Origin of the sequence: Bradyrhizobium sp. HKCCYLRH1030, from assembly GCF_051168395.1 — a bacterium.
Lineage (GTDB): Bacteria > Pseudomonadota > Alphaproteobacteria > Rhizobiales > Xanthobacteraceae > Bradyrhizobium.
In genome coordinates, this window is the sequence record NZ_JBNPUY010000016.1 from 1 (window position 1) to 13562 (window position 13562).

The 13562-nt window shown below is 64.0% G+C and carries 13 protein-coding genes; 11 read left to right on the forward strand and 2 right to left on the reverse strand.

The window, feature by feature from the left end:
• A partial coding sequence (locus ACQR1E_RS31265; RefSeq protein WP_316171876.1) for a hypothetical protein occupies positions 1–220 on the forward strand: 220 nt, incomplete at its 5' end.
• A 1195-nt stretch (positions 221–1415) separates the two neighbouring features.
• On the opposite strand, the gene ACQR1E_RS31270 is transcribed toward ACQR1E_RS31265, so the two are convergent.
• Both ACQR1E_RS31270 and ACQR1E_RS31275 read right to left on the reverse strand, forming a co-directional pair.
• Entirely contained in the window at positions 1416–2078 is a 663-nt protein-coding gene (locus ACQR1E_RS31270; RefSeq protein WP_315718658.1) for an SOS response-associated peptidase, read from the reverse strand.
• A 2-nt stretch (positions 2079–2080) separates the two neighbouring features.
• Positions 2081–2542, reverse strand: a complete 462-nt coding sequence (locus ACQR1E_RS31275) for a hypothetical protein (protein ID WP_316171875.1) — start codon at positions 2540–2542, stop codon at positions 2081–2083.
• Positions 2543–3154: 612 nt separating this feature from the next.
• Between ACQR1E_RS31275 and ACQR1E_RS31280 the strand changes: the two genes are divergently transcribed.
• From ACQR1E_RS31280 to ACQR1E_RS31325, 10 genes are all read left to right on the forward strand, one after another.
• Complete coding sequence (locus ACQR1E_RS31280; protein ID WP_315718652.1) at positions 3155–3433, forward strand: DNA -binding domain-containing protein; 279 nt, start codon at positions 3155–3157, stop codon at positions 3431–3433.
• 656 nt (positions 3434–4089) lie between these two features.
• Positions 4090–4392, forward strand: a complete 303-nt coding sequence (locus ACQR1E_RS31285) for a helix-turn-helix transcriptional regulator (RefSeq protein WP_315770026.1) — start codon at positions 4090–4092, stop codon at positions 4390–4392.
• A gap of 2 nt (positions 4393–4394) precedes the next feature.
• Entirely contained in the window at positions 4395–5276 is an 882-nt protein-coding gene (locus ACQR1E_RS31290) for a replication initiator protein A (protein ID WP_315770028.1), read from the forward strand.
• 289 nt (positions 5277–5565) lie between these two features.
• Positions 5566–6030 carry a DUF2840 domain-containing protein gene (locus ACQR1E_RS31295; RefSeq protein WP_315828462.1) on the forward strand — a complete coding sequence of 155 codons (465 nt, stop codon included), beginning with the start codon at positions 5566–5568 and terminating at the stop codon, positions 6028–6030.
• Positions 6031–6056: 26 nt separating this feature from the next.
• Positions 6057–6539 (forward strand): S26 family signal peptidase, encoded by a 483-nt coding sequence (locus ACQR1E_RS31300; RefSeq protein WP_316176343.1) that lies wholly within the window; start codon positions 6057–6059, stop codon positions 6537–6539.
• 463 nt (positions 6540–7002) lie between these two features.
• Positions 7003–8763 carry a relaxase/mobilization nuclease domain-containing protein gene (locus tag ACQR1E_RS31305; RefSeq protein WP_316171874.1) on the forward strand — a complete coding sequence of 587 codons (1761 nt, stop codon included), beginning with the start codon at positions 7003–7005 and terminating at the stop codon, positions 8761–8763.
• 17 nt (positions 8764–8780) lie between these two features.
• Positions 8781–10775 carry a conjugal transfer protein TraG gene (locus tag ACQR1E_RS31310; RefSeq protein WP_316171879.1) on the forward strand — a complete coding sequence of 665 codons (1995 nt, stop codon included), beginning with the start codon at positions 8781–8783 and terminating at the stop codon, positions 10773–10775.
• Between the two features lie 10 nt (positions 10776–10785).
• A complete protein-coding gene (locus ACQR1E_RS31315; RefSeq protein WP_316171873.1) occupies positions 10786–11214 on the forward strand; it encodes a CopG family transcriptional regulator in 429 nt (142 codons plus the stop codon).
• A gap of 158 nt (positions 11215–11372) precedes the next feature.
• Positions 11373–11912: a hypothetical protein gene (locus ACQR1E_RS31320; RefSeq protein WP_316171872.1), complete on the forward strand. Its 540-nt coding sequence runs from the start codon at positions 11373–11375 to the stop codon at positions 11910–11912.
• Between the two features lie 34 nt (positions 11913–11946).
• Positions 11947–13320 (forward strand): MFS transporter, encoded by a 1374-nt coding sequence (locus ACQR1E_RS31325; RefSeq protein WP_316171871.1) that lies wholly within the window; start codon positions 11947–11949, stop codon positions 13318–13320.
• Positions 13321–13562: the final 242 nt, after the last annotated feature.

A 13562-nucleotide genomic window follows, 5' to 3' on the forward strand; every position in this document is an offset into this window, starting at 1 on the left:
AACCACAACGCGCCAATTCGTCCTCGAAACAGATGGCGTTCACGACGAAACTACTGCCGACTTTTTCAACGGAATCGGTCAAAAGCGTTCCTATGATCCTTTGACGGCCTGCTTCCAGTCCGCTCCGGGAGCGGACGTCGCGAGCGCCAACCGAGAAGATCCGCGAGGCGACGTCTCGAATCGGGCTCTCGGCCGGGCCATCTCAGCGCTCCTGAAATAGTCGCGCGGCGTGCCGTTGACGCGCACGCACTCGACTCAGAAAGGTGCCGAGGTGTCTATTCGTCGTCGACCCAAGCGCAACGATGCTAAGGGAGTCGCTTTAGTGCCTTCCTCCCAATCGATACGCGGCCGTCACTCATCATTGTGGGGCCGCCGTCCTTCTCAGCAGCGACATGTCTCGGCTACGTGGGGCACCGAATAGTGGCCATTAAACCAGAAATGGATTGGCTCTGCCGATTGCTAGGCCATGCTGGGGTACTGTGGATGGAGGACCGAAGCACGTCTGGCAAGGCGAACCGGGTTCGCATTCCACACATCCCGGTGCCCTAATCGACCCATAGCTTTGCCCTTCGAGGGCAGGATGGGTATGTCCGCCGAAGCCTACGGCTTGCTGTTCTGCCAGATCCCTGAGAGCGGGTTCGGCAGCGGGACATAATCGCGCGTGTTCTAAAGGGCAGATCGAGGGTGAAGATGGTAAAAGGGTCGCGCCGGCCGGGCTGTCGTGAACGGAGTCGCTAGCAAGTATGGACGCGTCTCCGCCATTCGGCTTTCATCCCTGGCGCATCATGATGGATCGCTCGCCGGGGGCAGTCGGTCCCGCGTCCCGGCTTCGCCGTCGCATGCTGACGCTCCTGCGGCTGCCCTCTTGACTGGTCTCGCGATCGCAGTCGGTCCCGCGCCGCAAAGCGGCGCTCCTGCGGCTGCTCTTTCGCGTTCCGCGCCCTGGCGGCTGATCGCCGCGCCTTCTCTTCAAAGAAGATCCCAGGGCAAAGAGGTTCCCAGGAGCAAGCGGCGCCTCGCGTAAGGCGGCTTCGATTCCCTTGATCTCTATCGTGGTAGGCGTTCGCCCAGCGGCGATCATTCATTCCGACCTTCGGCCGGACGCACGAGGCTGCGGATCGTGAGCTCGTCGTGTAGATGCCGAAATCTGGCAGGCTCACCTCCGCGATGCTTGGCCGGCCTGACCACTTTGTGCGCGACCGATCGTCTTGCAGTCCGGCTGTCCGAAGCCGTGCCGCGTGGTCTAGAATCGTTTTCCTTTGGTTCCGTCAGCTTCGCGGCAGCGACGCTACAACGCCACCCGATGACTCCACACGAGCGAGCGCTTCGAGTCTCGGACGCGGAAAAGGTTGTCGCCGGGAGCTGTAGGATTGGGGCGCAAGGCGAGCCCGTCTTTGTGCAATCCGCCGGCTCGTTCAGGCCGCAGGTATATCTTCCTTGGCCGGCCCGCGTGCGACGATCTCGAGCGCGCCATCGGGCAATGGACGTTGCAGCTCCTTGGCCTCGTTCCATGGCGCACGCAGCCAGACCTCCCTCTCTTCTTCTGTCGTCAGGATGACCGGCATCGCCTTGGGGTGGATAGGTGCGACCACGGCGTTGGGCTCCGTAGTCAGGAAGCCGTAGACCAAATGAGGGCCTGGCAGCGGCTTGGATTTCGTGCCGCGGTCGCCTTTGAACTCGGTCCAAATGCCCGCGAAGCTGGTCAAGGGGCGATCATCAGACAAGGCAAACCAGACCACGTCCTTCTTCTTCGTCTCCGGGTTCGGCTCGGGCGCATATTCGGCGAAGCTGTTGAAAGGCACAAGGCACCGGTTCTCGGGCTTGAGCCAGCCGCGCCAATGCGGAGACGACGTGTTGCGGATGTTGGTCACGGGTGGCCCGCCAGTCCGCGGAGGTGGTGGCATTCCCCACCGCATCATCATCATCTCGCGGTCGTCTCCGGTGCCGCGAATGATCGGAGCCGGATAGTCGGGGAAGACGCCCGGCATCGAGGGGAGATTGCCCGCGAACTGGCGAACGATCCGAAAAAGCGCGGCGATGGCGGCCTGATTGGTGGTGATCGAGTAGAGATTGCACATCGTCAAGATGATCCCGGAACCAAGCGTCTCGCGGTCGGCATGTGGTGAGAGTAGATGTGCTCGGTACTTGTCTTCAGGTCGATCACCGCGCCGCAGAAGCAGCGCGAGCAACCTGACTTGGTTTGGGTCGGCTGAGGACATCCGGCCTCCCGCATCTGATCCTTCCAGGCGACGAAGGCCCGGTGCTGGCGCCATTCGTCGAAATCTTGCTGTGACCGATTCGATAGGAAGACGTTCCATGCTGCCTGGAACGCGTCGCGCGCCTGCTCATAGGTGCTGGCGCCGCCAAGCTGTTGCTCGCCTGGGTGACTGCCTGGATAGAAGCCGCAGAACCACTGCCAGACGGGCGAACCGGAGGGGCCTTCGGGGCGCTCTGCAATCGTTCCCGCCTCGACGTCTCCGAAGTAAATGCGCCAGGTCTCGTTTGGCGAGTGCGGATCGCGGCGACGGGTGAGTGTAGGCATGCCGCATTGATTCCAGTCCCGCGGCTGAAAGTGAAGCCGCTACGCCTTGGGTGCAACTACATCGTCGTCCTCAATCTCTGGGACGGGCGCTTCGGGAACCTGAACGGGAGCGCTTGGTCTTGAGCTCGATCGAGAGCTGGATTCCACAGCGCTGTGCGCTCCTGTTTGGCGGCGAGAGGTCGTGGCCACTCTGCCGCTCACGGAACTCCATTTGGAAAGACGGTTCTCAGATACCGATCGTCAGCCCTCCCCGCGCGGGAATTCGCGAGCGTCGCCGGCGCTTTGGCAACATCGGCCGTGAGTATTATTCTCAAGATGAAATGTGGACGTGCGTCGGCTACACGAACGCAGGCGACGAGCCAAGCGTGAGCGAGCGCTTGCAGCAAAACGCCTTGGATTAGACGCAAGCGCTTCATGGTGGCGGCAAAGACGCGTCGAATTGTCTTCTCAAACAGCTCCGGCTTTGCCGGCATTTCAACACGGACATCTTTCTCTCACGCGGGAGCGACAGCTGAAGACGTTTGGAAGGCGGTCTCGTGCCCGGATCTCGACGGGGTCCGTGCTGCTTTTTCAGGTCGACAGGTTGTGTTCGCTCCAAACAGGTTCTGACCAATGCCCATTCCACCGCTCGATCCCGCTGTCGCCGACCTCGCGCCGACTGATTCCGTTCTGACAGCCTATGATGAAGAACATGCTGTGACGTATCTCCGCCTTCTGGATGCAGCATCCGAGGGCGCGGACTGGGAGGAGGTTGCCCGGCTCGTCTTGCACATCGATCCGGTCAACGAACCCCAGCGTGCCCGCCGCGCCTTCGATAGCCATCTGGCGCGGGCGAGGTGGATGTCTGAGAAGGGTTATCATCAGTTGCTACGCGGATCGGATCAGACGTAGCTCTGAGCTCCTGAGGCTGCGGCAGGCCCGCTTGGACTGGAAACAAGCCGCGGTCCGTCGCGAGCATGGACGGGCTCGCGAGATCATACGCAGGCAACCAAACTCAAGTTGCGGTAGAAGCGATCGAACATGCGGCGCAGCTTCAGCCAGCTTCGAAGCCGCCTTCCGGCATGCGCCGCGATCCACGGTCTTGGCCGTCACTCAGATCCTTCTCCAGGCGACTGAGGGCGTGGACAAGAGATCAGGGCGGAAGCCGCACGCGGAGCGTCCCTGGGTCGCGCCTGAGGCATCATCTGGCTGCCGCTCGCGCTTGATCCTGCCGGTGGGTCTGCGAGCTCACCCAATGGCAGCGGGCGGGCGATCGCTATCCGAGGATTTTCGGAACTGCCCTTGAGCGCGGCATTCAGCATGCCACTGATCGGCCTCCCATGCTCAGCTGCACTGGTCACCGGTGAAAAGACGGCTCGTGGCCGATAGGGGCTGTCACTAAGGCCGCGCCCGCCGCCGCAAAGACGAGTCGCTTCCTTGAGGCGAGGGGGTGCCGAAACCGCGCCCCTCGATCTCCGGCATCCCCCCTCGCTGCCCTGCGCGTCGATCATGTCCGTCGACGCGCCGAACGACCCGTGAGGGCGCGAACCTGTCCCGGAGGATGCTCGATGCCCGATCCGATAGCCGGTCCCCCGCCGCGCTTTCTTCGTACACCCGAAGCTGCGCGTTACCTTGGACTGTCCGGCCGCACCCTGGAAAAGCACCGCACCTACGGCACCGGCCCCTTATATCGCAAGATCGGCGGCCGCGTCGTGTATGCGCTCGACGATCTGAAAGCCTGGGCCGATCGCGGCACCAAGACGTCGACGGCTGATCCCGGCCAGGGCACCGTTCTGCCGGCGAAGCGACATCCAGGTCTCATTCCCTATGCAGGGCAGGAGCGTCGCGCGTCGCGGGCTGGGCGGGCTTGAACGTGCGAGGTTTGCGCAAATCCGAGCGCGATCAGCTCGATCTGTTTCGCGCGCTGCCTGGCGATCTGGCGCCGCGCGATGCGCAGGATCTGATGGCCTATCCGTTCTTCTCGCTGGCCAAGAGCAAGCGCGTCGTGCCGATCGACTTCCGCGCGGGGCCTGTCGCCATTCGGGTCGAGGCCGTCCCCGAACATGGCATGGCGACGATCTGGGACGCGGATGTTCTGATCTGGGCGGCGTCACAGATCGTCGAGGCTCGCGACGCCGGACTGAAGACGTCGCGCCTGATGGCCGCCACGCCGTATGAGATCCTGACGTTTGTCGGTCGCGGCACCGGCGTGCGTGACTACGACCGTCTGAAGGCAGGACTTGATCGGCTGCAGTCGACGACCGTGCTCACCTCGATTCGTCAGCCGGCCGAGCGGCGGCGGCACCGCTTCTCCTGGATCAACGAGTGGAAGGAGACGGCGGATGCCCATGGCAGGCCGTCCGGATTGCAGCTGATCCTGCCGGACTGGTTCTATTCGGGCGTCATCGATGACGCGCTCGTGCTGACGATTGATCGGGCCTATTTCGCGCTGACGGGCGGGCTGGAGCGCTGGCTGTATCGCCTCGTGCGCAAGCATGGCGGCCATCAGGATGGCGGCTGGAGCTTCGATCTCGGCTATCTGCATGCCAAGTCCGGCAGCCTCTCGCCGCTGAAGCATTTCGCCTACGACCTTCGCGAAATCGTCCGCCGCCAGCGCCTGCCGGGCTACGAACTGGTCCTCACCCGCGATCCAAACGGCACCGAACGGCTGAACTTCGCAGCCGCCGTTACTGACCCGGTCGCAAGGCGTTTCGCCAGGCATCGCCCCTCGAGCTCCGCAGGGGACAAGCTGTGAATTGTCTCGTGCTATCGGGGACCGGAGGACGCGTGCCATCGAGGACCGGATCGTCGTGCCATCGGGGACCGAAGTCGACCCTAAGCCTTTGGTCTGGCGCGTCCTTTCCGCCTTCTAACTTACCTAACCGCAAAATCCTTCGGATTTTGTCTAACGGGCCCGCGCTTTGGGGCGCCGGTGCACGCTGGCTTCTCCTGCTGTCGACAGCGGAGACCGCGCGAGACGCCCCCGGTTTCCTCATTCCCGGCCCGCAGAGCCGTCCAGATTTCGTCAACCTCAGAGTTTGCCAATGAGCGAGCTGACGCGTGTCCAATTGCTATGGCTGCAGGGAAAGATCGAAAACCGCATACGCTTCGGTCGAACTGTGCGGGAGCTTCGCCTCGACCATTATCGCCGGGAGGTCGCGTTCACGCCGGGAAGCGTCTTTGCGTTCGTGCGCTGGTCGTCGAACGATTACGGCACGGTGCTGTCGCGGATCAACGTTCTGCAGGCCGTTGGCCCCGGAGAAGCCTGTGCGACCGTGCCCTTCGTCGCTCCGGGAGCAGCGATCCTGTTGCAGGTGTTTGGCTGGCCGAAGGTCGAGCGGGTGCTGCAGCAGATCGACGCGATCGAGGCGCTCGGCATCGATCCGGCGGATGTCGCACCGGATCATTGGTGGCACGTTCAGAACCGCATGGCCGCCGGACAACCGCCGCGTCCCTACACGGATCTGCGCCATCGGGCCTGGCTGCATCGAAGGACGATCATGCCATGACGAAAGGGCTTGTCATTGGCGTCGCGATGCTCGCCGGGGTGTGGCTCGTGACGGAGGTCGGGCGACCAAGGTTGCGTCCGCTGCTCATCTGGAATGTCTCCGGCAGCGTTCCGATCGGCCTCTATCTGGTTCGGCCGGTCCGGCAATGGGTCACCAACGAGATCGTCGTTGTCCTGCCCCACGGCGTGTTGGCCGGATGGCTTGCGGACGAAGGCTACCTGCCGAGGGGCGTACCGATGCTGAAGCGCATTCTTGCTCTTCGCGGCCAGGCCGTTTGTCGTCGCGAGCATGTCATCCTGATTGATGGAGTCGAAGTCGGCATCGCGCAAGAGAGCGACAGACAGGGCCGGCCGCTACCGGCTTGGCAGGGATGCCGCATCGTCGGCGATGCCGAGCTCTTTCTGATGAACAGGCAATCGGATAGTTCGCTGGATGGACGCTATTTCGGTCCGACGGCGACATCGGACGTCATCGGGCGTGCCATTCCCGTGTGGACGAGGCAGCCGTGATGATGCACGCGTTCTGCGCACGACCTGCGAACGTCATGCCGACGTTGATGAGCAGCCGCTGCGATCGGAAACGGTCGTCATTGAGGTCGGCACGAGAGGCTTTGAATGACAAAGCCGACCGCAGCGGAATTCCTCGCGACGTTATCATGCGGTGCGATGCGTCGGCCTCAATGATGATTGTCCGTCGCAGTCTTTACGGTCGCCGATGCTTCGCTGTTGTTTCCGGCACGCCGGCGCGGGGCGTCGGACCGAGAGCCGAGGCGAGGGTCCAAAGCCAGCCGCAAGCTGCCGACGGTCGACTGCAAGATAAAAGCGGCTCGCCTGTTGATCAGCAAGCCGTTGACATGGCTCGCGTTCAACCGTGCCGTCCGGTCGGAGCGCGTGTCGCGCTGATGCTCTTTCTCAACAACATCAATGCTGCTTTCGGCACTATAGCCTCAATCCTTGCCGCGGGGTGCCGCGCATGAGCACCAGAGACCGCGAATTCCGCATCCGTCCGGGGCGCGTCCGTCAGGCGCGTGAGAGGAAGGCCAGGAGCTTCATCAATCGCGTCCTGCGCGCGGCGAACGCCGCGGGGCACGTCACGCTGCCCTCGGCGATCGACGGACGCCGGCCGGCCCGCACCCATTCGACCTTCGGCCGCGGCCGTCTCAGCTTCAGTCGCGAGCGCCTCTTTGCCTCAGGCCGCCGCGTCACGGTGAAGGCCCGCATCGCAAGGCACAAGGGCCACGCGTTTCGGTCGGCGCCGCTGGCGATGCATCTGACCTATCTCAAGCGGGAGGGGGTCACCCGCGACGGCGAGCCGGCAAGGATGTTCGATGCGCGAGCTGATCACGCCGACGAGGCCGCCTTCGAGGCGCGGAGCAGCGACGACCGGCATCATTTCCGCTTCATCGTCTCGCCAGAGGACGCAGCCGATATGGTGGACCTCAGAGCGTTCACGCGCGATCTGATGCGGCAGATGGAAGCTGATCTGTCGACGCGTCTCGAGTGGATCGCGGTTGATCATTGGAATACGGACCATCCGCACGTTCATGTGCTCGTACGCGGTGTCGATCAGACGGGCGCAGATCTCGTCATCGCCCGCGACTATATCGGCCGGGGCCTGCGCTCCCGGGCCGAGGAGCTGGTGGCGCTCGAGCTCGGTCCGAAGCCTGAGCACGACATCCGCAACGCACTGGAAAGAGAGATCACCGCGGATCGCTGGACACGGCTCGATCGCGAGATCCGCATGGCCTGCGATGAGGTGGGGGCCATCGATCTCCGTCAGCGGGTGGCAGCGGGTCCTGATCCCGAGGTCCACCGCCTGATGCGAGGGCGCCTGCAATATCTGGAGCGCCTGGGACTGGCAGCGGCGGCCGGACCCAACGAGTGGATGGTCGAGCTTGGCGCAGAGCGACAGCTCCGCGAGCTCGGCACGCGTGGTGATATCATCAGGACCATGCATCAGGCGTTCGCTCGCCGTGGTGAGGAGCGGAGCGCTGCGGACTACGTCATCGACGGGATCAACAGTCCATCATCGATCATGGGGCGGTTGGTCGACCGTGGACTCCACGACGAGCTGACCGGCGAAGCCTATGCCGTGATCGATGGCATCGACGGCCGCGCCCACCACGTTCGCTTCCGCGGGATCGAGGCCTTTGCGCAGGCGCCTCAGCCTGGCGGCATTGTCGAGATCAGGCGCTTTGGCGCTGCGGACGAGGCGCGGCCGACCCTGGTCCTGGCGACGCGCTCGGACCTGGCCCTGGCCGATCAGATCAAGGCCGAGGGAGCGACCTGGCTCGATCATCGGCTGGTCGAGCGTGAACCTGTCTCCCTGGCCCTCGGCGGATTTGGCGCGGAGGTGAGGAGCGCGCTGCGCAGCCGGGCAGAGTGTCTCGCGGACCGGGGACTGGCGCAGAGACATGGCCAGCAGATCGTCCCGCAACGGGATCTTCTGAAGACACTACGCAGGCAGGAGCTTGAATCCGTGGGCGCGCGGCTGTCGGCGACCAACGGCGCGCCGCAGCTGAAGGTCGACCCCGGCCAACAGGTTGCGGGCATCTACCGCCAGCGACTTGTCCTGGCCTCCGGCCGCTTCGCCATGATCGACAATGGTCTCGGTTTCTACCTCGTCCCGTGGTCGCGCGACATCGATCACCGGCTCGGTCAGAAGGTCACGGGCCTTGCGAAGGCCGCTGGCATCGACTGGCAGCTTGGTCGCAAGCGCGACCTCGGTCTTTAGCACTCGGGAGACACCACATGCCTGCGACCCGAATCCAATGGGCACAATTACTCGCCGTCGCGCTGATCAACCTGCTCGCGATATGGGCCGCGACCGAATGGACGGCCTGGCGGCTCGCCTTCCAACCGCGATTGGGGACGCCATGGTTCATGCTGGCCGGCTGGCCAGTCTACTTCCCACCGACCTTCTTCTGGTGGTGGTTCATCTATGATGCCTATGCCCCCTCCGTCTTTGCCGAAGGTGGGGCTATCGCGGTCAGTGGCAGTCTCGCGTCTATTGCGGTTGCGGTCGGCATGTCACTGTGGCGGTCGCGCGAGGCGAAAGCCACAGCAACTTATGGGTCCGCGCGCTGGGCCGAGCTGGGCGAGGTGCGCAAGGCGGGACTGCTCGGCGAGGATGGCGTGGTCCTGGGACGGTTGGGAGCGCGCTACCTGCGCCATGACGGACCGGAGCATGTGCTCTGTTTTGCACCGACGCGGTCTGGCAAGGGCGTCGGTCTCGTGGTGCCGTCTCTTCTGACGTGGCCGGGATCGGCGATCGTTCACGACATCAAGGGCGAGAACTGGCAGCTCACGGCAGGATTCCGCGCGCGGCACGGCCGCATATTTCTGTTCGACCCGACCAACCCGAAGGCCTCAGCCTACAATCCGCTGCTCGAAGTCAGGCGAGGGGCCTGCGAGGTGCGTGACGTCCAGAATGTCGCCGACGTGCTGGTGGATCCCGAGGGATCCCTCGACAAGCGCAATCATTGGGAAAAGACCAGCCATTCGCTTCTGGTCGGTGCCATCCTGCACGTTCTCTATGCCGAGCCCGACAAGACCTTGGCTGGCGTTGCCGCGTTCCTCTCCGACCCCCGGCGCACGATCGAGGCGACGTTGATGGCGATGATGGCGACGCATCATCTGGGCGCGGCCGGGCCGCACCCGGTGGTGGCATCGACGGCGCGCGAGCTTCTGAACAAATCGGAGAATGAGCGCTCGGGCGTCCTTTCAACGGCGATGTCATTCCTCGGTCTTTACCGGGATCCGGTGGTGGCTGCTGTCACGGGGAGATGTGATTGGCACATTGCTGATCTGGTTGCGGGGGAGGAGCCCGCGACGCTGTATCTCGTCGTGCCGCCATCCGACATCTCACGTACGAAGCCGCTCATTCGTCTGGTTCTGAACCAGATCGGCCGGCGTTTGACCGAGGATCTCAAGGCAAAGCAGAGCCGCCATCGTGTCCTGATGATGCTGGACGAGTTTCCGGCGTTAGGCCGGCTCGACTTCTTCGAATCCGCTCTCGCCTTCATGGCTGGGTACGGCATCAAGAGCTTCCTGATTGCGCAATCGCTCAATCAGATCGAGAAGGCCTATGGGCAGAACAACGCCATTCTGGACAACTGCCATGTCCGCGTCAGCTTCGCGACCAACGACGAGCGAACCGCCAAGCGTGTCTCGGACGCGCTCGGCACCGCAACCGAAATGCGGGCCGTGAAGAATTATGCCGGGCATCGCCTGGCGCCATGGTTGGGTCACCTCATGGTGTCGCGCCAGGAGACGCCGCGTCCGCTCCTGACGCCGGGCGAGGTGATGCAATTGCCGGCGGCTGATGAGATCGTGATGGTCGCCGGCGCACCACCGATCCGCGCCAGGAAGGTGCGATATTTCGAGGATGAGAGACTGGTCTCGCGCATCCTGCCGCCGCCGGACATCGCCAGGACCAGAGCGTCCGTGAGTGCGGATGACTGGTCATCGCTTGCGCCCCTCTCGCCCGTGCTCACTGGATCCCGGCTGACGGTGCCCACCGAGACAAGGGGCGAGCAGGCCAATGGCGGCTTGCGACGCGAGCCGGAGCTGCCGCAGCACGAAGCGATCGCGAGCGAAACGACGAGCCTAGATCCGGTGGACGAGTTTTCTGTCGTGCTCGATGACGATGATGGGACGCCGCAGCTGGTCAGCTCACGCGATGCGAGCACGACGGGGATTGCGCGTCAGGCTGCGCTCGACCCGCGCGATGACATGGGCTTGTGAGGACAGACCAATGCGGGATCGAATGAATGTCTACTTCCCGCCGGAGCTGCTGCGGCAGATCGTAGAGCTCGCCGATCGCAGGAAGCTTTCGCGCTCGGCCATCGTCGAGGCGGCGGTTCAGTCGTTCCTGTCGCCGGATGCGGCTGATCGGCGCGAGGCGGCGCTCACACGCCGGCTCGACAGGCTGTCGCGGCAGATGCAGCGGCTCGAGCGTGATGTCGGCATCCTTGCCGAGACGCACGCATTGTTCGTTCGCTTCTGGCTCACCGTGACACCCCCGCTGCCGTCCGAAGCGCAGGCCACAGCGCAGATCAAGGGACGCGAGCGGTTCGAAGGCTTTGTGGAGGCGCTCGGCCGCCGGCTGCAGAAGGGGCAGAGCTTCCTGCGCGAAATCCCCGAGGATTTCGTCAGACCGCCGTCGAGCGAGCCCGGCTCCTGACGCGGAGGAAGCGCCGATCGGGACCGTTCCGGCGCGCGGGTTGAGCTTGGCATCTACGCCAGAGTTTCTTTCCACCCGCTAGGCTTCGAACGTTCGAATCTTGCGCGTGCCAGGCCAGGCAAGCTGACCTAATCGACGGACCAGATGAGGTCCGAACGATGAAGAAAAAACTCACTTTGCAGCTATCCAGCGAGATTCTCGCCCGCCTTGCCGGCGCAGCCGAGGAAAGATGCGTGAACCGCACGATCGTCGTGGAAAAGGCGCTCGAACGGTTTCTAGCCCAGCCGCTGGACGGGCCGATGCCGGCGCAAGACCGCCTGCAGGGCCTGGAACAGCAGCTGCAAACGATTCAGCGCGACATCGCGGCCCTCAATGAGACGGTCGCCCTTCATGCACGCTACCATCTGGCGGTGACGTCGCTGGCGGATCAGGAGAGCACGGGCGCAGCAAGGGGCGGTGATCGTGATTTCGACCAGGCGATGCGGATTGGCGCGATCCAACAGCTGCAGCGTGACTTGTCGGAAAGGCAGCGAGAGAGGCGACCCGATGGCGCTGCGCGAGCCGGTCAAGTGAGCCAGCCATCTTCGGCTCAACTTCGCCGTGCCGAGCCTCCAATCGCCGAGGTGTCCTGGGGCGTGCCTGCCGCCGGGGAGGGCGGCGAGGATCCCTTTCGCCTCCCGCCTCAATCGAGCCGTTGAGCCATCCCGCGAGCACGCAGATCACGGCAGTTCGTTGTCGGCCTATGCCTTCGGCCGAAAGGGCACCAAAGCCGGAGACCAAGGCCATCGAGAGATCACAGGCTGGCGGCTCGCGGCCCTGGTGTTTGTGCCCTTCGCCATGGGCTATTTCCTGTCCTATCTGTTTCGCACCATCAATGGACTCGTCTCTGCCAGTCTTGCCTCAGAGCTCGAGTTGAACGCGGCCGACCTTGGTCTGATCACGGCGGCTTACTTCCTGGTCCTTGCGGCTGCCCAGATCCCGGTCGGCATGATGCTCGACCGCTATGGCCCGCGCCGAGTTCAGAGCGCGCTTCTTGTCGTCGCGGCCTTTGGCGCGGAGGCCTTCGCAAGGTCGTCGGGGCCGCTCTCGCTGCTCCTCTCACGCGCCCTGATCGGGCTCGGGGTCGCTGCGGCTCTGACCGCGGGCCTGAAGGCCATTGTTCTGTGGTTTCCGCGCGAGCGGGTGGCGTTGGTCAATGGGTACATGGTCATGCTCGGGGCGCTTGGCGCTGTCAGCGCGACGCTGCCCGCCGAGGCGATCATGGTGAAGACCGGATGGCGCGGCCTGTTTGACATCCTGGCCATCGCGACCGCTGCAGCGGCGATCCTGATCTATTGCCTGGTGCCGGAGCGCGAAACGCAGGCGTCGTCCGCGTCGGAAGCAGGTGGCTTGCGGAGCATTCTTCGCGACGTCCGGTTCTGGAGGGTCGCGCCGCTATCCGGAGCCTGCATCGGATCGGCGTGGTCGCTCCAGGGCTTATGGGCATCCGCGTGGCTGGCCGACGTGGAGGGCATGACCCGCACCCAAGTCGTGACAGCGCTTTGCCTGACTGCCCTGATGCTCAGCCTCGGTGCGTGGATGCTCGGTGCGCTGGCCAACTGGACGCGTCGCAGGGGAGTAGGTCCAGAGCGCCTGCTGGCCTTGATCGCCGTGCTCTTCATGGCGGCGCAGCTGGCGCTGGTGTGGCGGCTGCCATTGCCGGCGATCGCGCCCTGGCTGATCATCGCGATCGTCGGCGCCGCCACCGTGCTCAGCTTTGCGATCATCTCGGACTATTACCCGAAGGAATTGGCCGGCCGCGCCAACGGGGCGTTGAACGTGGTGCATTTCGGGTGGGGGTTTCTGGCCCAGTACGGGATCGGTGTCTTGCTGGCCCAATGGCCGCAATCCAATGGGCATTATCCTGTCATCGCCTATCAGGTTGCCTTCGGAGTGAACCTCGCGCTGCAGGCAGCAGCACTGATTTGGTTTGCCGCTCCAGGAGAGCAGAGACCGCGATCATCGGAGGCGAGCAGCGGGACCGAATTTGTCATGGCCGACCTCGTCGCGACCTCAAGCGATCGCCCGGCTCTCTCCCGCGAGCCGCCAAGCCATGCCAGATGGTGAGCCGACGCCGCGGCGCCGGCGGCGACCTTCGCCTTCGCTATAGCAGTGTTCGCCGTCGCTCTCGGCCGTGAGGGGGCGGTGCTGCGGGCCCATGACCTGCGCTCTGAAAGCTGCTGCCCCGCCTTGGTGATCTGCTTGTCCCGCCCGAAAGAGCCCTCCTGTCTCTACGCTTTCCTGCGCCAGGCTACACCCGAAGCGCTGTTGGTCTTGCTGCTGCAGGAGGTCTGCATCTTTGATCATCA